19 protein-coding genes and 1 riboswitch are annotated in these 21,514 nt (G+C 67.5%); of the genes, 14 read left to right on the top strand and 5 right to left on the bottom strand.

Annotation, left to right across the window (positions count from 1 at the left end; translation table 11 throughout):
- Window positions 1-150: 150 nt before the first annotated feature.
- Genes BM357_RS20440 through BM357_RS03290 form a run of 3 tightly spaced genes read left to right on the top strand, consistent with a single transcriptional unit; the run spans window position 151 to window position 5,554 of the window.
- The gene (locus BM357_RS20440) at window positions 151-3,765 is read left to right on the top strand and encodes a M14 family metallopeptidase (protein WP_074949583.1); all 3,615 of its coding nucleotides are present in this window, start codon (window positions 151-153) and stop codon (window positions 3,763-3,765) included.
- A complete protein-coding gene (locus BM357_RS03295; RefSeq protein ID WP_074949581.1) occupies window positions 3,762-4,820 on the top strand; it encodes an AbrB family transcriptional regulator in 1,059 nt (352 codons plus the stop codon). Before BM357_RS20440 ends, BM357_RS03295 begins: the two co-directional genes overlap by 4 nt.
- Window positions 4,817-5,554, top strand: coding sequence for a cytochrome c biogenesis CcdA family protein (locus BM357_RS03290; protein WP_074949579.1), 738 nt, complete (start codon window positions 4,817-4,819; stop codon window positions 5,552-5,554). The genes BM357_RS03295 and BM357_RS03290 overlap by 4 nt, the downstream gene beginning before the upstream one ends.
- A 46-nt stretch (window positions 5,555-5,600) precedes the next feature.
- Here BM357_RS03290 and BM357_RS03285 read toward each other — a convergent pair whose 3' ends face one another.
- Window positions 5,601-6,194 (bottom strand): GNAT family N-acetyltransferase, encoded by a 594-nt coding sequence (locus BM357_RS03285; RefSeq protein ID WP_074949577.1) that lies wholly within the window; start codon window positions 6,192-6,194, stop codon window positions 5,601-5,603.
- Between the two features lie 170 nt (window positions 6,195-6,364).
- Here BM357_RS03285 and BM357_RS03280 point away from each other — a divergent pair, with 170 nt between their 5' ends.
- The 8 genes from BM357_RS03280 to codY all read left to right on the top strand — a co-directional run bounded on the left by BM357_RS03280 (window position 6,365) and on the right by codY (window position 12,136).
- Window positions 6,365-6,613: a helix-turn-helix domain-containing protein gene (locus tag BM357_RS03280; RefSeq protein ID WP_074949744.1), complete on the top strand. Its 249-nt coding sequence runs from the start codon at window positions 6,365-6,367 to the stop codon at window positions 6,611-6,613.
- On the top strand, window positions 6,594-7,316 hold the full coding sequence (locus BM357_RS20065; RefSeq protein WP_074949575.1) for a helix-turn-helix domain-containing protein: 723 nt from the start codon (window positions 6,594-6,596) through the stop codon (window positions 7,314-7,316). The genes BM357_RS03280 and BM357_RS20065 overlap by 20 nt, the downstream gene beginning before the upstream one ends.
- 55 nt (window positions 7,317-7,371) lie before the next feature.
- On the top strand, window positions 7,372-7,560 hold the full coding sequence (locus BM357_RS03270) for a hypothetical protein (RefSeq protein WP_074949573.1): 189 nt from the start codon (window positions 7,372-7,374) through the stop codon (window positions 7,558-7,560).
- A 160-nt stretch (window positions 7,561-7,720) separates the two neighbouring features.
- Complete coding sequence (locus BM357_RS03265; protein ID WP_074949571.1) at window positions 7,721-9,220, top strand: dihydrolipoamide acetyltransferase family protein; 1,500 nt, start codon at window positions 7,721-7,723, stop codon at window positions 9,218-9,220.
- 125 nt (window positions 9,221-9,345) lie between these two features.
- Window positions 9,346-9,693, top strand: coding sequence for a YerC/YecD family TrpR-related protein (locus BM357_RS03260; RefSeq protein WP_074949742.1), 348 nt, complete (start codon window positions 9,346-9,348; stop codon window positions 9,691-9,693).
- A gap of 466 nt (window positions 9,694-10,159) precedes the next feature.
- On the top strand, window positions 10,160-10,393 hold the full coding sequence (locus tag BM357_RS03255; protein ID WP_074949569.1) for a hypothetical protein: 234 nt from the start codon (window positions 10,160-10,162) through the stop codon (window positions 10,391-10,393).
- A 128-nt stretch (window positions 10,394-10,521) separates the two neighbouring features.
- Window positions 10,522-11,244, top strand: a complete 723-nt coding sequence (locus BM357_RS03250; protein ID WP_175511427.1) for a class I SAM-dependent methyltransferase — start codon at window positions 10,522-10,524, stop codon at window positions 11,242-11,244.
- Window positions 11,245-11,353: 109 nt separating this feature from the next.
- The gene (codY, locus tag BM357_RS03245; protein ID WP_074949565.1) at window positions 11,354-12,136 is read left to right on the top strand and encodes a GTP-sensing pleiotropic transcriptional regulator CodY; all 783 of its coding nucleotides are present in this window, start codon (window positions 11,354-11,356) and stop codon (window positions 12,134-12,136) included.
- Window positions 12,137-12,275: 139 nt separating this feature from the next.
- Here the strand turns inward: codY and BM357_RS03240 are convergent, their stop codons facing one another.
- Window positions 12,276-13,652 carry a dipeptidase gene (locus BM357_RS03240; protein WP_245783810.1) on the bottom strand — a complete coding sequence of 459 codons (1,377 nt, stop codon included), beginning with the start codon at window positions 13,650-13,652 and terminating at the stop codon, window positions 12,276-12,278.
- Between the two features lie 164 nt (window positions 13,653-13,816).
- Window positions 13,817-14,410, bottom strand: coding sequence for a phosphatase PAP2 family protein (locus BM357_RS03235; protein ID WP_074949561.1), 594 nt, complete (start codon window positions 14,408-14,410; stop codon window positions 13,817-13,819).
- 299 nt (window positions 14,411-14,709) lie between these two features.
- On the opposite strand from BM357_RS03235, the gene BM357_RS03230 reads away from it, so the two are divergent.
- A complete protein-coding gene (locus BM357_RS03230) occupies window positions 14,710-16,023 on the top strand; it encodes an Nramp family divalent metal transporter (RefSeq protein WP_083430126.1) in 1,314 nt (437 codons plus the stop codon).
- Here BM357_RS03230 and BM357_RS03225 read toward each other — a convergent pair.
- Entirely contained in the window at window positions 16,001-16,441 is a 441-nt protein-coding gene (locus BM357_RS03225; RefSeq protein ID WP_074949558.1) for a Fur family transcriptional regulator, read from the bottom strand. The genes BM357_RS03230 and BM357_RS03225 overlap by 23 nt on opposite strands.
- Window positions 16,442-16,594: 153 nt before the next feature.
- Here BM357_RS03225 and epsC point away from each other — a divergent pair, with 153 nt between their 5' ends.
- Window positions 16,595-17,467: a serine O-acetyltransferase EpsC gene (epsC, locus tag BM357_RS03220; RefSeq protein ID WP_074949556.1), complete on the top strand. Its 873-nt coding sequence runs from the start codon at window positions 16,595-16,597 to the stop codon at window positions 17,465-17,467.
- A 310-nt stretch (window positions 17,468-17,777) separates the two neighbouring features.
- Here epsC and BM357_RS03215 read toward each other — a convergent pair whose 3' ends face one another.
- On the bottom strand, window positions 17,778-19,667 hold the full coding sequence (locus tag BM357_RS03215) for an APC family permease (RefSeq protein WP_083430125.1): 1,890 nt from the start codon (window positions 19,665-19,667) through the stop codon (window positions 17,778-17,780).
- Between the two features lie 295 nt (window positions 19,668-19,962).
- Window positions 19,963-20,117: riboswitch (FMN riboswitch) on the top strand.
- 252 nt (window positions 20,118-20,369) lie between these two features.
- Here BM357_RS03215 and ribD point away from each other — a divergent pair.
- Window positions 20,370-21,500, top strand: a complete 1,131-nt coding sequence (gene ribD, locus BM357_RS03210) for a bifunctional diaminohydroxyphosphoribosylaminopyrimidine deaminase/5-amino-6-(5-phosphoribosylamino)uracil reductase RibD (RefSeq protein ID WP_139234538.1) — start codon at window positions 20,370-20,372, stop codon at window positions 21,498-21,500.
- Window positions 21,501-21,514 lie beyond the last annotated feature (14 nt).

The following is a 21,514-nucleotide window of genomic DNA, read 5'->3' as shown; positions in this document are numbered from 1 at the left end:
CCTCCCCGCCCACATTATAGTGGATATGTCTACAAATGTGGAATCCTGCAATTCGGGCTCGAAAACTTTATCATAGGAGGCATCGTGGCGACGGTGTCGAAGGGGCCATCGCACGGATGGTCCGGCACGGCGTGAGGGAGGGATCGGACGTTGTCGTGGCAGACGTTTTGGACCCCACAGGGGGTCTTTTCATGCCCATCCCCGCGCCCGGGCGCGTGGGCGCCGACGGGGCTGAACGGGCCCATCGCGGTCCCGCCGGCGCGACCGGTGGAGGAATCGGCCGCGATGGTGGAGTTGGCGGCCCGCATCGGGCTGCAGGCGTTGGCCTTGAACGAGCCACTCTTCGACGCGCTGTTCTGGGAGGCGGCCACCGGCGCTGAGCCGCCCGTCCCGCCGTGCGCGTACCTCAGCGCCGATGCGGATTGGCTGTCGGCCCGGCTGGGGGACGCCGTCCGTCCGCTTCTCAAGCAGCTTGACGCCCTGTCTCCAGACACCGGCTTGCTGTACCGGCTCCCGGACGGCCGCTTTGTGATCACCGGCACCACCCCGGCCGGGGTGCTGGTCGCCACGCGGTACCTGGCGAGCGACGGTTTTGGCCGCGGGATCACCCCCGGCGATGTCATCCCCGTGCCGTTCAAAATGGCGCGGACGTGTTCTGACGACAGTGCCCTCGCATCCGGCGCCAGAGGGACGGCGCCTATGGCGACAGCACATGAGACCTCTCCTCGCTCCCTTCACAACGTCCTCACCACAGAGGGCGCTCTGGCCGTCCCGGACGGCCTTCATCCGGTGCTCGACGTCGCCATCACGTTGTCTCCCGATCCTGCCGTTGCGCGAGCGGGCGTGGAATTGGCAGCCCGGCTGGCCATCGCCGCCGCGGAAGTCGTCTTCCCCGTCACGCACCTCGGCGGTGATCCGCGCCGTTCCAGCGCGCTGTCCATCTGGATAGCGTCCAGCGAATCGACGGGATCCGGCGGGGCCGTGCGCCTGGAGGGAGACGAGTTGGTCATCGAGGCCCCGTCCGCCGGCCTGCCGGCCCTGGCGGCCCGCATCGGCCGGGACTGGGTGGAGGATCCGGCGTCGCCCGCCATGGACGACTGGCGCAGCCGATTCGCCGCCATCACGTCGACGCATCCGGATGTCTCCTTGCGCGCCCGGCTGGCCGCCGCACTGCACGCCCGCGTCCGCCAGGGCGGTGTGGCCTCCATCCAGCTGCCGGAGCCGCTGGGCCGTCCGCTCGCCTGGTGGAGAAGGCAGGTGGAGGGGGATGCCGGCGGGATCGACTGGCGGGAGAAGCCGCTGTCCCCCTTGCGGACGTTCACCTGGTCGGATCCCGGGGAGTTGGCGGAACTGCGGCGGCTGGTCTTGGATGCGCTCCACGGGGCGGGGAGCGCGCGGCAAGGGGAAGGGGCTAGCGCGGGTGAGCCGGCTGACGGCCTCATCCTGGAGGTGTTCACCACCGTCCCGGAGGCGTCGTTTGCGGCGTGGTGGCAGGGCGTGCAGGCGGAGCTGCGCTCGCGCGGGCAGGACGGTGGCGCGGTGCGCGCTATCTACCGGAACGCGCACAAGGCGGGGCTGCACTGGGCCCTGACGGACGTGCTGCCTGCGTTGTCCGCCCTGCCTGGCGTCCGCCGGGTTCGGCTGTGCGCGCGCCGGTTCGATCCCGACATCCCGCATCTCGACATGGCGCATCGCTTTTTGCAGGAGTTGTATCCGTTCGACGCCATCGTCGCGAACGCATTGAATCTGTCCCGGCAAGACGTGGCGCTCGAGCTGGCCGATGGTGACGCGCCGATGTGGCGCGTGGTGGCGGAAGACGAGGCGGGCCGCATGCTGGCGTCGTGGTCGTGGGACGGCCTGTGGGAGAGCCGGGTGTACATGCCGGAGCATCCGGAGTTGGGTTCGGTCTGCGTGCCCATGTGCGGGTTCCGCCTGAGACAGGGGGATCGGGTGGTCCGGGAGGCGCGGGTGGCATCGGATCCCTTGCGGTTTTGGGACTGGTTTCAGCGCGAGGTGCTGCCCGCGACCGCCGAGTGGACGAAGGACGCCCGCACCGTGCCAAAGTTTTTGCGCATGACGTGCGATGTCTGGATGGATGCGAAAGACGAGCCGCTGCCCGTCGGGGAAGAGGTGATCTCCGCACTGGAGGCGCTGCACGAAGACATCTACTTCTACGCGCTGCACTGGTTCCACGCGTATGGGAAGCGAACGGGCGATCCCGCTTGGGACGCCCCGGGCGCCATCCTCCCCTTCGTCCACCGGGCGCCGGGCGCGCCGCCGTCGGCGACGGTGCGCGTGTACCCGATGACGATGGGCGAAGGGGCCTGGGTGACCCGGACGGATGGTGGTACCGAGCTGGTGAAGCCCCTGGATGCCACCGCCCTCGCCGGCGCGCGGGTGGTGGCGGTCGCGAGCGAGATGAGCGAGACATCGGCAGGCGATACGGCTGGCGAGCGGCGTCGGATGCGCTGCACGCTGGCAGGCGTGGCGGATCCGGCTGTCGCGGCGGCCGTCGCGGCCTGGGTGGAGGCGGCAGGACTCGGGCCGGCGGACGCCGAAGCGCCCGGCCCCGTGCCGGAGGAGGGTGCGGCGGCGCAGGCGGACCGTACGGCTCCGGCGGACGGTGGATGGGTGGCGGATCGTGAGGCGTTGGCGCACCATACGGTGCCGGCGGACGGCGGAACGCCCACCGTGCTCGGCCCGGAGGCGGTGGACGCTTGGGTGGCGCGTCACCGGGGCGGGTTTCCTGGGGCGGTGCGGGCGTATGATCGATCGTTCCAGGGCCGGCCCATCTGGGTCCTGGAGGCATTTGAACGTTGCGGCCTCGTCACCTCCCCGGTCAAACACCGGCTGTACAAGCCGACCCTGTTCATCAACGCACGGCACCACGCGAACGAGGTGTCGAGCACCAACGCCGTTCTCCAGCTCGCCGAGGCGCTCCGGGCGGACCCCGCCTGGTTGGCCCGTGTGAATGTGGTCATGGTGCCGTTGGAGAACGCGGACGGTGCGGCGCTCCACCAGCAGATGGCGTCCGAGCACCCGCGCTGGAAGCACCACGCGGCCCGCTACAACGCCTGTGGCGTGGAGTTCGCGTATGACCACTTCCGCCCGGACGCCCCGTTCGGGGAGAGCCGCGTGTACGCGCGGGTGTGGCGGCGCTGGTGCCCGGACATTCTGGTGGACGATCACGGTGTCCCCTCCCACGAATGGATTCAGCCGTTCAGCGGATACGGCAGCCCGCCCCGCTTCCCGGTGTCGTACTGGCTGCCGATTGCGAAGATGTACACCATCTGGTATGAGGGGGTCGAGGCGTCCCCGGCCTGGCGTGCCGCGTACGGAGCGCTCCGCGAGGCGGTGACGGCGGCCCTGGCGTCCGATCCGGCGGTCTCCGCGGCAAACGCCGCCTATCTGGAGACGTTCCGCCGCTGGGGGCACGCGTTCGAGCCCGACCGTTTCCCCGTCCAGCTCACCAATGGATCGCTCACGTACGTCCGGCACACCCGTCCGAGCACGCGCAGCCACCTGGCGGTGGAGCGGTTCGGCGAGGCCGTGACGGCGGAGATCATCACCGAGGTGGACGATGAGACCGTGCACGGGGAGGCGCTCGCCCTGTGCCAGCATGCGCACCACGTGGTGCATCGGGCGCTGCTGGATTGGCTGGCGTCGCGGCCTGTCTGGGTGACGGTCGTGGCCGAGGCCGCGGACGAGGGATGCGCGCGCGTGCGCATCGTACGCCAGCGGCCCGTGGAGGTGGGGACACGATGAGGGATTGGTGGGTGCTGGCCGGGGCCAGCGCGATGGCCGGCTGGGTGTTCAACCACCTGGGGGTGCCGGCCGCGTGGATGGTCGGGCCGATGGTGGCCGCCATCCTGTTTGGATTGGCCACGGGCCGGAGGCCGCGCGTGCGGCGGCCGCTGTTCGCCGCCTCGCAGGCCGTCGTCGGGGTGATTGTCGCCAGCATGTTCCGGGCCTCCGACCTGCCCGTGATCATCCACCACCTGCCGGCGGTGGTGCTGGTCGCGGCGGGCTCGCTGGTGGTGAGCCTGGTCATCGGCTGGGCCATCGGGCGGTTTGCGCACGTGGATCGGATGACGGCCGTGTTGGGGGCGATGCCGGGCGGGGCGTCGGGAATGGTGGCGATGAGCGTCTCGCTGCAGGCGGATCCGAAGCTGGTGGCGGTCATGCAGTACGTGCGGGTGATCTCCGTCGTCCTCACCGCTTCCGCCATGACCCGTTGGTTGGCGGGCTCGGGAGCGGCGCACATTCAGATGCCGGCGTCCACACAGGGGGGTTACGTGCTGCACAGCCTGGAGACACTGGCGGTGGGACTGGCGGGCGCGTGGCTCGGGTTGACGGCGCGCCTGCCCGCCGGACAACTGCTCGGCGCCATTCTGGCCGGCACGGTGGCCAACCTGACCGGGTGGGTGCCGCTGACCATCCCCGGGTGGGTCTCGGCGGCAGCCTACGCCGTCCTCGGGGTCTATGTGGGGCTGATGTTCGATCGCGTTTCGCTCAAGCACGCCGGCCTCCTGCTGCCATACATCTTCGCGTCGACGGTAGCGTTGATCTTGCTGTGCGCCGGCATCGGATGGGGGATGGCGCGCTGGACCGGGGAGACGCTGTTGACCGGGATCCTGGCGACCAGCCCGGGCGGATTGGATTCGGTGAGCCTGATGGCCATCGGTGGCGGCGCGAACCTCGCCCTGGTGGTCTCGTTGCAGACTGTGCGGATGTTCACCATCGTGTTCTTCGGGCCGCCCATCGTCCGCTGGCTGGCGAGGCGCGATGGGCAGGTCACGCACGGGGAGGGAGCGGTATGACGGCGGACATCTCCTGGTGGCTGGCGTTCGCGGCGGGGCTTCTGTCCTTCGTCTCTCCCTGCACGCTGCCGCTGTTCCCGTCCTATCTCGGGTACATCACCGGGGTTTCGTTCACCGGCCCTGCCAGGGGCCCTGCCACCGGCCCTGCCGGGGACAGGCCGGCGGGGCTGCGGCGGCGGGCGTTCTTGCACGCCCTGTGCTTCTGCGCCGGCCTGTCCGTGCTGTTCATCATGCTGGGATGGGGGGCCAGCGCCGCCGGCCGGTTCCTCATCCAGTACAAGCAGACGGTGCGCGTCATCGGCGGGGTGTTGGTCATCCTCTTCGGCCTGTTCATGGCGGGGGTCCTGCGGAGCGAATGGTTGATGCGCGAACGGCGGTTTCAACTCCCGGCCCGGCGGCCCCTGGGATACCTGGGATCCGTGCTGGTGGGCGTGGCGTTCGCGGCCGGTTGGACCCCTTGCATCGGCCCCATCGTCGGGTCCGTGCTGGCGATGATCATCGCCCATCCGGCCGCGGGCGCCGGGTACATGTTCGCGTACGCGGCGGGGTTCTCACTGCCCTTCCTGGTGTTCGCCGTCACGCTGGCCTCCGTCCGGCCCCTCCTGCGCTACACCGAGGCGGCGGCCCGCGTCGGCGGTGTCCTGCTGACAGTCATGGGCGTGCTCCTGCTCACCGGGCAGTTGTCCGTCCTCGCTCTGTGGATCCAGCGCCTGACCGGCTTCACCGGGTTTTGACCGCCGGAAGTCGCCGGCGGACGGTATGGGCGCATGGGTCTGCAGTTCATTTCGGAAGCGTCTGACCTGCGCCGATGACCGGCTTCGGGAGAGCGTGCGCCCGTTCGCGGCGCAGCACGTAGAGGACCATCTCCCGGCGTTCGGACCAGGATCGCCAGCGGAGGTAGCGGGCGTACGGCCCGCCGTCCGGGGGCGGGGTATCGAGCGGCCAGCCGAGCTTGTCCAGCGCTCGCCGGGCCTGCGCGTGACCGGCAGCCACCGTGAAGAGCAGGGCCGCGGCGCCGGTGTGGCGGAACACCCAGCGGGCCGCGAGCCACTTGACCGCGGGATTGGCGAAGGTCCCCCGCCAGGCGGGCAGCAGGTAGGTGCCCATCTCCCACGCCTCCGGTTCACCTGGCCGCAAGTCGTCAGGAATGCGGTGCACCAGGGCGAAACCGGCCGTCTCCCAGCGCACATCCTGGCGCGCCCGGATCAGCCACAGCCGCCCTTCGTCGAGGAGGGCCATCGCCTGCCCTTCCGACACGAAACGCCGCCATGCCGTCCAGGACGCGTCCTCCAGCGGCCAGGCCGGATCCCCTTCGGCCGCACGCCACAGCGCCCGCTTCGCCGGGCCCGCGGGCCGCGCGAGACGGATGTGCATCGCCCCATCTCCTTCGTCATGGCATCTCACCGAACAGCATACACCATGCGGGGGCATGTCTCCGCTGTTCTCCGGCACAATTTCCCCTATTGAAAAATTGAATGCAGAAACTCGTCCCTCTTTGTGCTATGATTTCACAATAGAGGAATTTGTTCGCGGGGGTGCAGGAGATGGAGGGACTCGGAACCCGGCTGCAGGCGTTGCGCCGGCAAAGCAATCTGTCCGTGCGTGCGTTGGCGGAGCGCGCGGGCGTGTCGGTGAGCTACGTGTACGCGATTGAAGCGGGATTGCGCGGGCACAACCTGGTCAAGCTGCAGCGCATCGCCAACGCGCTGGGGGTGCCGCTGAGCCAGTTGTGGGGCGAGTTCGAGCAGGATTCCGCCCGGGGGGAGACGGAGCATGGTCCCGAGGAGCGGTGAACCGCCTTGGGTCCGGTTTGCGCGGCTTCGCCGGGCGCGCGGGCTGTCCCAGCGCGCGCTGGCCGCCGGCCTCGTGACGCAGAGCCTGGTCAGCCAGCTGGAGCGGGGGCGCGTGGTGCCTGCCCGCCGGACGCTGGAGGCGCTGCTCGGGCGCCTGGGGGTGACCGATGCGAGTTGGTTGGACGAGTGGGAAGGATGGCGGCAGCGGGATCGCACGCGGGAGCAGTTGTGGGCTGCCGTGATGGCGGGGAACCGGCTGCAGGCCGAGGATGCGCTGGCGTGCGGCGCGAGTCTGCTGAGCCCGTTCGAGCGGTTCGTGTACGAGGCTTGGGTCCGCGCGGCGGCGGGAGATGCGGACGGCGCGGAGCGCCTGCTGTGGCAAGCGTGGCGCTTGCAACCGGATATCGCCCAGGCGCGCACCGCCTACGCCCGGCCGGGCTCGCCGGAGGGCGGGTCTCCCGCCAAGCAGCCGGAACACGGACACGAGGCGGCGTGGCGGAAGCAGGACAGGGTGCGGGCCATGGCCGTGGCCGCGTTGGCGCAGGCGGAGGTGTGCGCGCGGCTCGGGCGCGAGGAGGCCGCCCGGTGGTGGCGCGAGCGGGGGAGGGACCGGATGGCGCGCCTCCGCCGCCAGGGGGGATCTCCCCGGCAGCGGGCGAAAGGCGGCGCGGGTTCTGGCAGGGCGGACGAGAATCCCGTATAATCTCATTATCCTGGATGTCTTTGTGGACGCGATCCTGGACGCGTGAGGTGAACGTATGGGGGCCACCGGCGAGGAGATCGGCTATCGAGACGCCATCCGCCAGGTGCATCGGAGTCTGGAGCGGCGCCTCAAAGCGTTGCAGGAGGCGTTGGATGGTGCGGATGACAAACGGGCAGAGGAGCTTCGGGTACGCATGTCGGAAGTGGAGCACATGGTTCGCGTGGTGGAGTCCCTGCGGCGGTAAAGCCCTGTCGCGCGAACCCCGTGTGAAGGCGGGTGGTGGCCGTCCATGGCATCCGCCGCGCGTTCCCGCAGGTGCCGTAAGCGAATAAACCGGTATGAAAGCGCATACAAACGGTGCGTCGCCACCGCCCGAAGTTTGGCGGCGTGAAGGAGGGGTACGGGTGCAGACCGTCGAGTTTCGGCTCCCGAGTCACGGAGATGACGAGCATGAGGCGGAAGTGGTGAAGTGGTTGGTGGAGGAAGGCGAGTATGTCCGGGAGATGGAGCCGATTGTCGAGGTGCAGACGGACAAGGCGGTGATTGAACTGCCTGCGCCCATCACGGGCCGCATCCGGGACATCGTGGCGGCCGCGGGATCCATCGCGCGCACCGGCGACGTCCTCGCGGTGCTGGAGCCGGCGACCCCCGTGTTATGGATGGACGGCCGCCCGGTGTATCCGTCGCCGTCGCACAGCGTGGACCTGGCGGAAGAGGACGGAGAAGCGGCGGAGGCCAAAGACGGTTCGCCGTCGCCGGAGCGCCCGCGGGATGCGGAACGCGTGCCGGAGGCGGAAGGCGGACAGGCGCAGGCGCCGACAGACGAGGAAGGGCCGGCGCGGACGGGTGCGGCGAGCCGCCAGGCGCCGGACGGCGAGGCGGCGGAGGGCGACGGGCCCGAGGCGGAAGCGGCGCCCGACGGTGCAGGAGGGGCCGAGCGGGAACCGGCGCGCGCCGCGGAGACCCGTGGGACGGAATCGACGCGCCCCTCGGAGCCCCGGGGGCCGGAGTCCGTGCCCGTCGCGCCGTGGGTGGAGCCGCCGACGGACTCGCTTTTGTGGCGCATGGTCCGCAACGTCGAACGCGCCGCGCAGCGGAACCACCAGCGCAAGCGCTGGGAGAGCAACCCGGAGGACGACGCCGTGCTGCGGCCGTATTATCCGGCGGCGAAACCGCAGGCCGCCGAGCAGGCGGACCGCGCGTCCACGCGGGTGCCGTTCCGCGGCGTTCGCCGGGCGACCGCCGAGCACGTGACGCGATCCGCCTTCACGGCGCCGCACGTGACCGTGTTCGACGAATGCGAGGCCACCGAGTTGGTGGCGCTTCGCCAGCGGTGGAATCGCGTGCTGGAACGGGAGGGGCAGCGGCTGAGCTATCTGCCCTTCCTGGTCAAGGCGACCGTGTCCGCGCTCAAGGCCGTCCCTTACATGAACGCGCGGCTCGACGAAGCGGCCCAGGAGATTGAGCTCATCGCCAATTACCACATCGGCATCGCGGTGGAAACGCCGGAAGGGCTGTACGTGCCCGTCATCCGGCACGCGGATCGGCTGACAGTGCGCGAGATCGGCGAGGAGATCTTCCGCCTGCGCCAGGCCGCCCGCGAGCGCACGCTGGGCCAGCAGGACCTGCACGGCAGCACCTTCACCATCACCAACATGGGCCCCATCGGCGGCGGCTTGTTCGCGACGCCCATCATCCACTATCCGGAGGTGGGGATCCTCGGGATCCACCAGATCCAGCGCAAGCCCGTGGCGCGCGGGGACGAGGTGGTGATCCGGGACATGATTGGCTTTTCCCTCTCCTTCGATCACCGGGTGATTGACGGCGTCACGGCGGTCCGCTTTCTCAACCACATCAAGAACTTGGTGGAGCATCCGGAACTGCTGATGTTGGAGATGAAATGACGGCGGCGGCGCTTGTAAGCGTTCGCTTTTTGCCGATCCCGCCGGCACAGCCGTTCCATAGGTGGTAGCGGCGTGTCTGTTGTGGTAGCATGTCGCTATGGACCACCTTGAAAAGGGTGACGGTGTTGCAGTTGGACAAATTGCGCGATCGCGTGCTCGACCAACTGTTTGAAGCCGTGCTGTCTTTGGAGACGGTGGAGGAGTGCTACCGGTTCTTCGACGACCTGTGCACCGTGGGCGAGGTGAAGTCGCTGGCACAGCGCCTCGAGGTGGCCAGGATGTTGCGGACCGGCTGCACGTACCACCAGATTGAGGCAGAGACGGGGGCGAGCACGGCGACCATCAGCCGGGTGAAACGCTGTCTGCAGTACGGTGCGGACGGTTATCACATCGTGCTCGAGCGCCTGCAACAGCGCCAGCATCTGCACCGGGATCAACAGACCGGTGACGGAGACCCGCACGATGGCGTGTGACAGGCATGCGAGCCGTGCCCCGATGCGCACACCGGGCTGCGCGACGGCTATCACCAGGCTCAGCCGGGAGGATGACCGGATCACCGGAATCCCGTGGCGACGGCCCGTCGGCGCGCGAAGGCGCCACGCAGCTGGCAGGCTGGGATCAGCTTGACCGCTTACGCCATCGCCGACAGCACCGGTAGTGAAGTCCAGGCGTTGCCTTCGCTGAGGACGGCAGGCTGGAACCGCAAGCCGGCCGGGATGAAGGACACCGGGATGAGAAGCCGTAGCCGAGGGTGTGGCAGGATGCAATCCTCCCGCACTCGAGAGCGAACGGCCGTGCGGAGACCACGATGCCGGCGGCACCATGGCCGACGGTGGACTCCGCGCCGGTGAAGTCGGCGATGGCGCACAACGCAACACCTGACCGTATTCGCTGTGGAGAAGATCCGCCTCGTCATCCGCCCCGCCGAGCGCGGGCGGAATGGCGCCCAGCGAGGTGGTCGCGAACAACAAGGTCAACAGCCAGGGACGGGCCATTTCGCCAAAGATCTGGCACAGGAGCCACGACGGCGCGAAGCTGGCCCACCGGGTGACGCAGAACACGGACGCCGCGGCGCATGGGATGGACGCGGCTGGCTTGCCATGCCCTCGTCTGCATGAGTTAGGAATTCGCTTCCAGACCAGAGAGGAACAGGAGGACGCCGTCGCCCGCTGACCGCCATTGGCACACGCAGCCGCGGGACTTGGACGAGCCTCGTCGAGAAGACGATGGATCCGGCGCCGCTCCCATGTCCGTGTGCGGGCGGGGCGCGGTACGCGCCGGTGAAAGGGGACGGAGAGCCTGTGAGGAGGATCCAAGATCCGGTCGATTTCTTCGACATGGTGGGTCAGACGGATTGGCACCGGGCGATGCAGCGGACGCTCATCCACTGGATGGGGGTGCACGATTCGCACCGCCTCCTGGACGTGGGCTGCGCGGCCGGATGGTTCGCTATGCAGGTGTCGCCGCGTTGCCAGTGGGTCACGGGATTGGACATTTCACCGGAGATGGTCCGCCGTGCCGAGCTGAATGCACAGGACTACCGCCTCGACAACGTGTCCTTCGTCGTCGGGGACGCGCGTGACATCCCGCTGCCGGCTGCGAGCTTCGACTGGGTCACGTGCATCGACGTGTTCCATCTGCTTGACGATCCGGCGAGGGCCCTGGCGGAGATGCTCCGCGTGTGCCGCCCGGGCGGCCAGGTGATTGTGCTCAACCCGACCCGCCAGATGAACCCGTGGGCGGCGCAGGCCTACTGTGATCGACATCGTTTGGTCGACTTCGATCGCGACAGCTTCCTCTCCTGGGCGACCGCCGCGGCCAGGCGGCCGGCGCTGGACCTGGAGTCGCTCCAGCGCATGGCCCTGGCGTGCGGGGGTCGCGTGGAGTCGTCGATGCTCCTGACAGACGGGCTCGCGGTCGTGTCCCGGGTGGTCCATCAACAGACGGAGGTGTATCTCCCCCATGCGGCTGCGAGTCGCGTCGTTGACACAAGTTGTTCGCATATCTGTACCAAAAATGTTTAAAGCGGCTGTCCAGTAATCAGAATGTTATGTGGTACAGTATTTCCTGGTGCCCATCGGGTCCCTGGCGGCCGCGCGTCGTCACCAAATCGCAAGGTTAGGAGAATGGTGTGTGAAACTGCTGCAGAAGGTTCAAGAGCTCGGACAATTGTTGCGTTCCTCCAGTGTTCAGGTGGATTTTCACGAAGTCGCGGAGTTTCTCAGCCGCGTGATGTCCTGCAACGTGTACATCGTCGGGCGCAAGGGCAAGATCCTCGGGTACGGCGTGTACGAGCATGCGCTCACCGAGGAGTGGGTGCACATCATGACCGAGGAGAAGCGGTTCCCCGGCGATTTCAACAAACATCTCCTGCGCATCGAGCAGACCGTGGCCAACCTGCAGGACAAGGAGCCGTTTTACGTGTTCTCCGAGGAGGAGAATGAGTCGTTCCGCTCCAAGTACATCAGCATCGCTCCGGTCATCGCGGCGCGTGAACGGCAGGGCACCCTGGTGTTCGCCCTTTCCTCCAGCCCGTTTGACGACGAGGACATGGTCCTGGCCGAGTACAGTGCCACCATTGTCGCCCTGGAGATTGTGCACGCGCGCCAGCAGCACAAGGAAGAGGAGAGCCGCCAGCGCGCCCTGGCGCACCTCGCGGTGGAGTCCCTCAGCTACTCAGAGCTGCAGGCGGCCAAGTACCTGATGGACGCGATTCACGAGTCCGCGGACGGCATCGTCGTCAGCTCGCAGATCGCGGATGAGCACGGCGTGACGCGCTCGGTCATCGTCAACAGCATCCGCAAGCTGGAGAGCGCGGGGACCATCGAGAGCCGGTCTCTCGGCATGAAGGGAACCCACGTGCGCATCCTCAACCCGTACGTGGAAGAGGAGATCAACCGGCAGTTCGACCGCTGACGGATTCAACGCCCGCCTCGCTTCTCCCGCTGTCCGGACCGGCAGCCCGCCGGGACGAGCCGCGACAGAGAGGCACGGGTGCAACGAAAAGGCCCGCCCCGGCGCACGGTGCGCCAAGGCGGGCTTTTCGCTTCCCGGGTCACTCGCGCAGGGCGTCCGGCAGGCCCGTCCAGTACCGGCACAGGGTGCGCAGCCCCTTGTCGAAGTTGTCCAGCGAGAAGTGTTCGTTCGGGGCGTGGAAGTTCTCGTCCGGCAGGCCGAAGCCCATCAGGACGACTGGGGCGCCGACGAGGCGGTCAAACACCTCGACCACCGGGATGGAGCCGCCCATCCGGATGAACGACGCGGGCACCCCGTAGGCTTCCTCGTAGGCCTTCGCGGCCAGTTGGATGGCCGGGTGGTGGAACGGCGTCACGTAGGGACGGCCGGTATCCTGCAGGGTCACCTCGGCGCGGGCGCCCGGCGGCAGGTGGGTCAGCACGTGCTGCCGGATGAGCTGCTGGATGCGCACCGGGTCCTGATCAGGCACCAGGCGGCAGGTGATCTTGGCGTGGGCCTCGTTCGGGATGACCGTCTTCGTCCCCTCGCCTTGGAAGCCGCCGTAAATGCCGTTGACCTCGAGGGTCGGCCGGGCCCACACCCGCTCCAGGGCGGTGTATCCGGCTTCCCCGAACAGGGTGTCCACGCCGAGGGTCTGGGCCGTGGCCACCTCGTCGTACGCAAGATCGGCGAACGCCTGGCGCTCCTCGGCGCTGAGCGATTGGACGCCGTCATAAAAGCCGGCCACCTGGACGCGCCCGTCGGGACCGCGCATGGAGGCGAGGACCTCGACGAGGGCGTGCACCGCGTTTTGCACCATGCCGCCGTACAGGCCGGAGTGCAGGTCGCTGTTCGCGCCGTAGACGTGGACCTCCAGGGCCGCCAGGCCGCGCAGGCCGTAGCAGACGGCGGGCCGGCCGGGGGCGAGCATCGGCGTGTCGGAGATGACGATGACGTCCGCCTGGAACCGTTCCTGATGGTCGGCGAGCACCTGAGGCAGGTGCGGGCTGCCGATCTCCTCCTCGCCCTCGATGCACAGCTTGACGTTGACGGGCAGCGATCCCGCCGTGCGCAACAGCGCCTCGAACGACTTCAGGTGCATGAACACCGGGCCCTTGTCGTCGCTGGCGCCGCGGGCATACAGCTTGCCGTCGCGGATCTCGGGTTCAAACGGAGGAGATGTCCAGAGGTGGAGCGGATCGACCGGCTGGACGTCGTAATGGCCGTAGACGAGGACGGTCGGCCGCCCGGGAGCGTGCAGCCAGTCGGCGTACAGCACCGGGTGGCGAGGCGTTTCCAGCAACTCGACGTGCTCGAAGCCGATGGCTCTGGCCTGCTCGGCGAGGAACTCCGCCGCTCGCCGCACGTCCGCCTTGTGAGTGGAGAGGGTGCTGATGCTGGGAATGCGCAGGAACTCCCGCAGCTCTTCCAGATGTTGCTCGCGGTGTTCAGACAGGTACTGGTCAAAGTTGGACAATCCCCATGCGCTCCTTTCTCGGTGACACGTCAGGGACATTATAGCACCGCGGCCGCGGGGGGCATGCCTCCCGCGGCCGACGGCCTGGATGCGACGGGGCCGGCGGTCTGAAGACCCCGGCGCGCTGTGGTCTGGTTGCGCGGCTGCAGCGACCGCCTCCGGCGTCAGCGGCCATAGCGGCGGCGTGCGTAGTGGCCCATGCGGAACAGCCGCAACAGTCCGTTCGTCAACAGATGCAGCGGGCCGGACAACAGGTGGGCGATGCGGCCGGCGATCACGCCGACGACCAGGCCGCCCAACACGTCGGTGGGCCAGTGGACGCCCACGTACACCCGGGCCACCATGGTGATCAGCGAGACGACGAGAAACGACCCGCTCACCCAGGAAGGGGCGGCTCCCCATGCGCCGCTGGTGAAGCCGAAGCCGCCCGACACATGGTCGCTGGGGAAGGAGGCGTCCACCGCGTGCGGGATGAGGCGGTGCACCTGGTCCGGCATCGCCACGAAGGGCCTCGGCCGGTACCAGATGGCGCCGATGACGGCGTTGATCAGCAGCGCCAACACGCCGCCCGTCGCGGCCACCACCAGCGCATGCCGCCGATCTTCGTCCTGGCGCGGGAGCGCAAACCACGCCACGACGAAGATGATGGCGTACATCTCGAGGGAATACTGGGCGAAGAACTTCATCACCGGGTCCAGTGCGGAATGGCCGGCATACTGATTCAGCGCGTGAAACACCGTCTTGTCGAATGCGTTCATCCTCCACCTCCGGACGTGTAGCGCGCCGCCCCGGGTTCCTGGAGAGCCTGGACGCCCCGCACAGGCAGGCGCGCCGGCATGGCCAAATCTCCTCGTAATGATACGGCAGGCACGCCACCCCGGCAAGGGGAGGGGAACGGCGGCAAAGCTGCCCGGAATCGGTACTTCACAATTCCCGCTCGACTGCATATAATCATAGTCAGAAAGTTTCCCTTGGGAAACATCTTGTCGCGGACGAAACTTTTTTCGGGCGGGCGCCCAGCGGCGCGCCTGCGGTCGGACACAGAGAGGACGTGGAGATGATGGAAGGATTAGTGGTTTCGCAGCGGCAACAGGCCGGCCGGGGAGACAGCCGGGCGGTTTTGGCGGGACGCCAGGCCCTGGCGGGGAAGCGGCGCGGGCTGCGGGCGGTGCTGCCGTTTTTGGGTCCGTCGATGATCGCGGCCATCGCGTACGTCGACCCCGGCAACTTCGCCACCAACATCGAGAGCGGTTCGGAGTTTGGGTACAACCTGTTGTGGGTGGTGCTGGCGGCCAACCTGATGGCGATGGTGATTCAAAACCTGTCGGCCAAACTGGGGCTCGCGACGGGCAAGAACCTGCCGGAGTTGTGCCGGGAGCACCTCCCCGCGTGGCTCTCGGCGGTATTGTGGGTCGTGGCCGAAGTCGCCGCCATGGCCACCGACGTGGCGGAGTTCCTCGGCGCGAGCCTGGCGCTGCACCTGATGATCCACATCCCGCTGTTCACGGCGGCGCTGATCACGGGCGTCGTGACCTATCTCATCTTGATGCTCGATCACCTGGGCTTTCGGCCGCTCGAGCTGTTCATCGGGGCGCTGCTCGGCGTGATTGCCCTGTGCTACCTGGCCGAGACGGTGCTCTCGAGGCCGGACTGGGGGCTCGTCGTCCATCATGCGGTGACCCCGTGGATGGGCAACCAGGAGAGCGTCATGCTCGCGGTCGGCATCATCGGCGCGACCGTCATGCCCCATGCGGTCTACCTGCATTCCGGGTTGACACAACGGCGCATTGTGCCGAGAAACCCGGAGGAGGCGGTGCGCATCTACCGTTTCCAGCGCGTCGACGTCTTGTCGGCGATGATTGTCGCGGGCTTGGTCAACATGGCGATGATGTACATGTCCGCGGCGACGTTTCACGGCGCGGGGTACACCGGGATCGCCAGCATTGACGAGGCGTACCGGACCTTGCAGCCGCTGCTCGGTCCCGCGGCGGCATGGGTGTTCCTCATCTCGCTGTTGGCGTCGGGGTTGTCCAGTTCCGCTGTGGGGACGATGGCGGGACAGGTGATCATGCAGGGGTTCGTCGGGTTTCACATCCCCGTCTGGGTGCGGCGGGTGGTCACCATGCTGCCGACCCTGGTCATCATCGGCGCGGGGATTGATCCGATGCACGCCCTGGTGCTCAGCCAGGTGGTGTTGAGCCTCGCCCTGCCAGCGCCGCTGTTGACCTTGGTGTGGTTCACGCGCAACCGAAAGCTGATGGGGCCACTCGTCAACAGGCCCTGGGTCACGGGAGTGGCGTTGGTCATCTCCCTGGTGGTGCTCACTCTCAACGGGGTGTATCTGGGACTCACATTGGCGGGCCGGGCGTGACCTGGCCCGCCTCGCTTTGTTCTTGGCAGGCGGGACAGATACCGAAGAGATCGACCTTGTGGTGATGCACCTGGCAGCCCTTGGGCAGATGGTGAAAGACCGGGCATTCGTACAGGTCTTCGACATGGTGGCAGGCCAGGCAGACGAAGTGGTGATGGTGTTGGCCAGCGCAAAACGCGTAGTACACGCTGCCCTCGACCAGAAATGGGGTGGCCAATCCCACCTTTGTCAGGACCTCGAGCAACCTGTATACTGTGGTTAATCCGACCCGAACGTGTTGCTGCTGCGCCAGCGCATGCCACTCGGCGGCGGTGAACATCTTTTCGGTGCGCATCAACAGCTCCAGCAGGGCTTCCCGTTCCCGGGTCAGGCGGAAATTTTGGCGATGCAACAGTTGGACGATATCGCGTTTTTCCATGACGAAATCCCCTTTGCGGCGCTCAAGTGCAATCTACACCGCGGGCCGGACGGTGTCAATCTCGGGGGGCCGGCGGCGACTTCGCCGGCGGGCCTCTCGAACGTCCGTCCGGGCGGGCCGGCGGGGAAACGGTGCGGGACGGGAGGGAATGAGATGTCCAAGCGAGCGGAGATCGCGCGTCGGTTGCAGGAACAGAGCTGCCAGTGGTTCAAAGGCAGGGTGTGCCATCCGGAGCCGGACGCCATTCAGGCGATGATTGAACGTCTCCGCTGTGTGCTGCTGCCCAATTATTTCTGGCCGTCGCAGGGGCATAGCCTGGAGGCGTACATGGACCTCCTCCACCGGGGGATGGCTGGGCAGATTCACCGTGCCGTCTTCCAAAAGTGCCTTGACCAGGATGGTACGTCCGAGACGCGGGCGTTTGCTGAGGACAAGGCGGATCAGGTGTTGGCGGCACTGCCGCAGGTTCAGGAGATGCTGTACGAAGACGTCGTCGAGACGTACAACAGCGACCCGGCGGCGACCGGCTACGACGAGGTGATCCTCACCTATCCCGGTCTGTTCGCCCTGTTGGTCTACCGGGTCGCGAACGTCATGCACCGCCTGGAGATCCCGCTGCTGCCGCGGATGATGACCGAGTATGCGCACAGCGTCACCGGAATCGACATCCACCCCGGAGCGACCCTCGGGCGGGGCATCATGATTGACCACGGCACCGGCATCGTCATCGGGGAGACGGCGGTGGTCGGCAACCATGTGAAGCTGTACCAAGGGGTCACCATCGGCGCGCTGTACTTCCCGCGCGACGAGGAAGGCTTCATGGTGCGCAAGACCAAGCGCCATCCGACGGTGGAGGATGGGGTCGTCATCTACGCCAACGCGACGGTCCTCGGCGGGGAGACGGTGATTGGGCATCACAGCGTGATCGGCAGCAACGCCTGGATCACGGAGAGCGTACCGCCGTATTCGAAGGTGCTGTACCAGACGGAGAGCGTCGTGAAGGTGGGGGCGTCCCCGGCGCGCTGACCGGGGACGGGGCAAAAGTCCCATGTCGGTGAGGGCAAAAGGCCCATGGCGGACAGGCGGGGTTGTGCTACTGTAATATCAACCCTTAACCCCTTGGTGCGAGCAGCGCGCATGCGTGGTTCGTACCGTTTCCTGCCCTGTGCCAACTGTTGGCCTGTGCGGAGGTTGTTTGCCACCCGGTGTCCGGGTGGCCCTTTTTTTGGTGCGCCCGGCATAGGAGTTTCGCTCCGCCATGCAGCTGGGGAGGGAGTGGGGCGCGGCACGAAGCGGCTTGCGAAGCAGAAGCGGAGTGCCACGCCCCACTCCTCCTTTATTTGGACAGCCGGAACGGGACGGTGACAACCTTCACCGACTTGTTCAGGATGAGCCAGGCCAAGAGCACTCCGCCGGTCTTGTTGTGCAGCAGCTTGTGCCACCATCGGCGCGTGATGAACTGCGGCAGCACGATGGTGATGTTCTCCGGCGAATACTTCTGCAGCTCGAACTCCACGAACCGTTGCAGCCGCTTGGCCACCGCCCGGTACTGGGAGTGAATGACGATGAGACGCACCCCGGAGTTCAGCCGTTCCCACTCTTCCTCAATCTTCTTGGTCTTGTGCTCCATCTCCTCCTCGGTGTCCCCGGTCACCACGTGCACGGCAATGACGTTCTTGAAGTTGGTGACGGCGTACCGCAGCGCGTTCACGGACGCCTTGTTGACCGAGGCGATGGGCACGATGGTGATGCCCGTATCGGACGCGCAGAACGGCTGGCTGAAGTCGTACCGCAGATCCTCCCGAATCTGCTTGTAGTGGCCCGCCATTTTGATGAACATCACGACCATCAGGGGCACGCACACCAACACCAGCCACGCCCCGTCCAGGAACCGCGTCACCAGGAAGGTCGCGCAGGCGAGCCCGCTCATCAGGACGCCGAAGGCGGTGAGCACCAGGCGCGTCTTCCATCCCCGCTCCCGCTCGCGCAGCAGGCGCGCCAGCATCCCGAGTTGCGAGATGGTGAAGGTATAAAACACGCTCACCCCGTACAGCGGGATGAGGCGGCTGACGTTGGCCTCGAATCCGATGGTCAGAAGCAGCGAGATGAACGTCAGGAACACGATGCCGTTGCTGTACACCAACCGGTCGCCCTTGTGCAGCATCCAGCGCGGCATGTATCCGTCGCGGGCCATGGTCGACCACAGCGCCGGGCACCCGGTGAAGGCGGTGTTGGCGGCGATCACGAGGATGCACATGGTCGCCAGCGAGATGAGCACCGTGATGGCGTACCCGATCCCGTGATCGCCAAAGACCTCAAGGGCCTCCTGGTGAATGAGGGGCACGTCCGGATCGTAGCGCAGGCCGTGGACGGTGGCCACGGTGGAGACGATGAAAAAGAGCCCCGACAAGGTCACAATCAAGGCGAGAAGGGTGCGCTGCGCCCGTTTCACGGACGGGTCCTTGAAGACGGGCACGGAATTGGACACCGCCTCCACGCCGGTCAGGGCGCTGCACCCGTTGGCGAACATCTTCAGGAACAGGAACAGCGACATCCCCTGCACCGCGTGCATCCCGGCGGCCGTGGGAAGATGGATCTCCTCCGGGTGGCGGAGGGCCTGAATCCCGGCGCCCACCCCGAGCAGGAGGATGCAGCCGATGAACAAGTACGTGAACGGCACGAACACGGCCGCCGATTCGCCCGTGCCGCGCAGGTTGACAAACATGATGACGAGCGTCAAAAGGACGTTGAACAACAGTTTGTGCGCGCCGACGAACGGGATTACGGGGGCGACGGCGTCGACCCCGGCGGCGACGGACACGGCCACGGTCAAGGTGTATCCGACAATCAACGTCGCGGCCGCCGACAGCCCCCAGACGCGGCCCAGGTCGTTGAGCCCGATGGAGTACGCCCCGCCGCCCATCGGGTAGTGCGCGATGATGTTGCGGTAGGCCAGGTACAGCAGGAACGCCAGGCAGACGATGAGCGCGGTGCCGAGCATGGAGAAGCCGAGCACGTCGGTGATGCGTTGCTCGGCCATGCCTGCGCCGATGAGGACGGCCAGGATGAGCTCCATCTGGTCGGTGGCGTAGGCGACGCTCGAGAGGGCGTCGGGGGTCATCAGGGCCATGCCTTTGAGGACCCCGATTTTCACATGCGCCTGTTCGCGCGTCTTCAGCGGCCGGCCGACGAGCCAGCGCTTGAGGGTGAGGAGGGTATCCATCATGAGTCCGATTCTCTCCGTTCCGGATGTCTGTGGTCACGGGTCCTGCGGCTGCAGGACGCGTCGAATGTACTGCAACCCTGTGGACCTTGCAATGCCCGAAATCCGCCATGCAACCGCATACACGTGCAGCCTGCAGGATTGGCGCACGAACGCGGACCTCCGCGCTCAGCGGCAATCCGGCGGCCGCGCGCTGGCGCCGTCGGGCGTCTCCGGGGGCGGCCGACAGATTGCGGAAAAACCTTGATCATCCACCCGCACATGCCCTATGATGATCCCATAGCCAATCCACATACCTAACATCCTTCGGGGCAGGGTGAGGCGTTGTGACGAGCGCCAATTCCCGACCGGTGGTGACGCGCAAGCGAAGTCCACGAGCCTAAACCGCGTGGTTGGGCAGGAACTGGTGAGAGTCCAGTACCGACGGTACAGTCCGGATGGGAGAAGGATGACGTGTCAGGTGCGCCCGGCGGCGGGCGTGCAGACCGTGCGTGGCGGCCTTCGCGAGGCCGTCCGTGGGAGGCCTTCCGGGAACAGCCGGGGTCTTTGGTGCACGGTGGTAGCGTTCGCCACTTCAGGGTCCGGGATGGTTTCGCCATCACATGGTTTTCGCCGTCACGGTGGATGCCGCGGGCTCTGGAGGTTTCCGTCTGCGGGAGTGCGCTTGGTTCGGACGACCCTGCCCCTTCACGGATGTGAAGGGGCATGTTGTTTTTGGAGGTTCGCGTGACAGAGGACGAACGCTACATGCAGTTGGCCATCCAGGTGGCCGAACTGGGGCGCGGCCAGACCTCCCCGAATCCCCTGGTCGGCGCGGTGATTGTCCGGGATGGCGAGGTGGTCGGGCAGGGCGCGCATCTGAAGGCGGGCGGGCCGCACGCCGAAGTCCACGCCCTGCGGATGGCGGGGGAGCGGGCGCGCGGCGCCACGGCGTACGTGACGCTGGAACCCTGCAACCACCACGGCCGCACGCCGCCCTGCACGGAGGCGCTCCTCGCGGCCGGGGTGCGCCGGGTGGTCGTGGCCGTCGAGGACCCGGATCCGCGCGTGCAAGGATCGGGCATCCGGCGCCTCCGGGCGGCGGACGTCGAGGTCACGGTCGGTGTCCTGGCGGACGCGGCCCGGCGGCAGAACGAGGCGTTCCTGCACGCGGCCCGGCTGCGGCGGCCGTTCGTCGTCCTGAAGCTGGCATCGACGCTCGACGGCCGGATCGCCGCGGCGACCGGCCACAGCCAGTGGGTGACGGGCCCCGCGGCGCGGGAGCAGGTGCAGGCGCTCCGGCGGCGGTACAGTGCCGTGGCCGTCGGCATCGGCACCGCGCTGGCGGACGATCCGCGCCTGACGGTGCGGCCGGCCGGTGTCCCGGCCGAGGCGGTGCGCCAGCCGCTGCGGGTGGTGTTCGACAGCCGCCTGCGCCTGTCCCCGGATGCCGCGATGCTGCGTGAACCGGGGAAGACGGTCATCTACACCACCCAGGCAGGCCTCGCGTCGGTGGAGGGACGGGACGAGGCGCTGGCAGCGCGGGCGGAGGTCGTGGCGGTGGCGGCGGACGCGGAAGGCCGGGTCGATCCCGCCGCCGCCCTGGCGGACCTGTTCACCCGCGGGATCGACAGCGTTCTGGTCGAGGGAGGCGGCGCGCTGGCGGGCGGACTGCTCGGCCGGCGGCTGGTGGACAAGGTGGTGTGGTTCGCGGCCCCGAAGATCCTCGGCGGCGGCATCCCCGCCGTCGGCGGGCTGGCGCCGGCGCACATGGGGGAGGCCGTCACCCTGGCGGACGTGGAGGTGTCCGCCGCGGGGGCGGACCTCGTCATCACCGGTTATCCGCGCTACGCATGAAGGTAAGGAGGCGA

The organism is Paenalicyclobacillus macrosporangiidus, assembly GCF_900116805.1.
Taxonomy (GTDB): domain Bacteria; phylum Bacillota; class Bacilli; order Alicyclobacillales; family Alicyclobacillaceae; genus Alicyclobacillus_H; species Alicyclobacillus_H macrosporangiidus.
The sequence above is the reverse complement of the archived record's forward strand: the minus strand, read 5'-3'. Positions and strand labels throughout refer to the sequence as shown.

Bases quoted from the DNA above. Each gene is read 5' to 3' on its own strand.
- BM357_RS03295 (WP_074949581.1), top strand. From the start codon at position 3,762: ATGAGGGATTGGTGGGTGCTGGCCGGGGCCAGCGCGATGGCCGGCTGG.
- BM357_RS03290 (WP_074949579.1), top strand. From the start codon at position 4,817: ATGACGGCGGACATCTCCTGGTGGCTGGCGTTCGCGGCGGGGCTTCTG.
- BM357_RS03285 (WP_074949577.1), bottom strand. From the start codon at position 6,194: ATGCACATCCGTCTCGCGCGGCCCGCGGGCCCGGCGAAGCGGGCGCTG.
- BM357_RS03280 (WP_074949744.1), top strand. From the start codon at position 6,365: ATGGAGGGACTCGGAACCCGGCTGCAGGCGTTGCGCCGGCAAAGCAAT.
- BM357_RS20065 (WP_074949575.1), top strand. From the start codon at position 6,594: ATGGTCCCGAGGAGCGGTGAACCGCCTTGGGTCCGGTTTGCGCGGCTT.
- BM357_RS03270 (WP_074949573.1), top strand. From the start codon at position 7,372: ATGGGGGCCACCGGCGAGGAGATCGGCTATCGAGACGCCATCCGCCAG.
- BM357_RS03255 (WP_074949569.1), top strand. From the start codon at position 10,160: ATGGCGCCCAGCGAGGTGGTCGCGAACAACAAGGTCAACAGCCAGGGA.
- BM357_RS03235 (WP_074949561.1), bottom strand. From the start codon at position 14,410: ATGAACGCATTCGACAAGACGGTGTTTCACGCGCTGAATCAGTATGCC.
- BM357_RS03230 (WP_083430126.1), top strand. From the start codon at position 14,710: ATGATGGAAGGATTAGTGGTTTCGCAGCGGCAACAGGCCGGCCGGGGA.
- BM357_RS03225 (WP_074949558.1), bottom strand. From the start codon at position 16,441: ATGGAAAAACGCGATATCGTCCAACTGTTGCATCGCCAAAATTTCCGC.
- epsC (WP_074949556.1), top strand. From the start codon at position 16,595: ATGTCCAAGCGAGCGGAGATCGCGCGTCGGTTGCAGGAACAGAGCTGC.
- BM357_RS03215 (WP_083430125.1), bottom strand. From the start codon at position 19,667: ATGATGGATACCCTCCTCACCCTCAAGCGCTGGCTCGTCGGCCGGCCG.
- ribD (WP_139234538.1), top strand. From the start codon at position 20,370: ATGTTGTTTTTGGAGGTTCGCGTGACAGAGGACGAACGCTACATGCAG.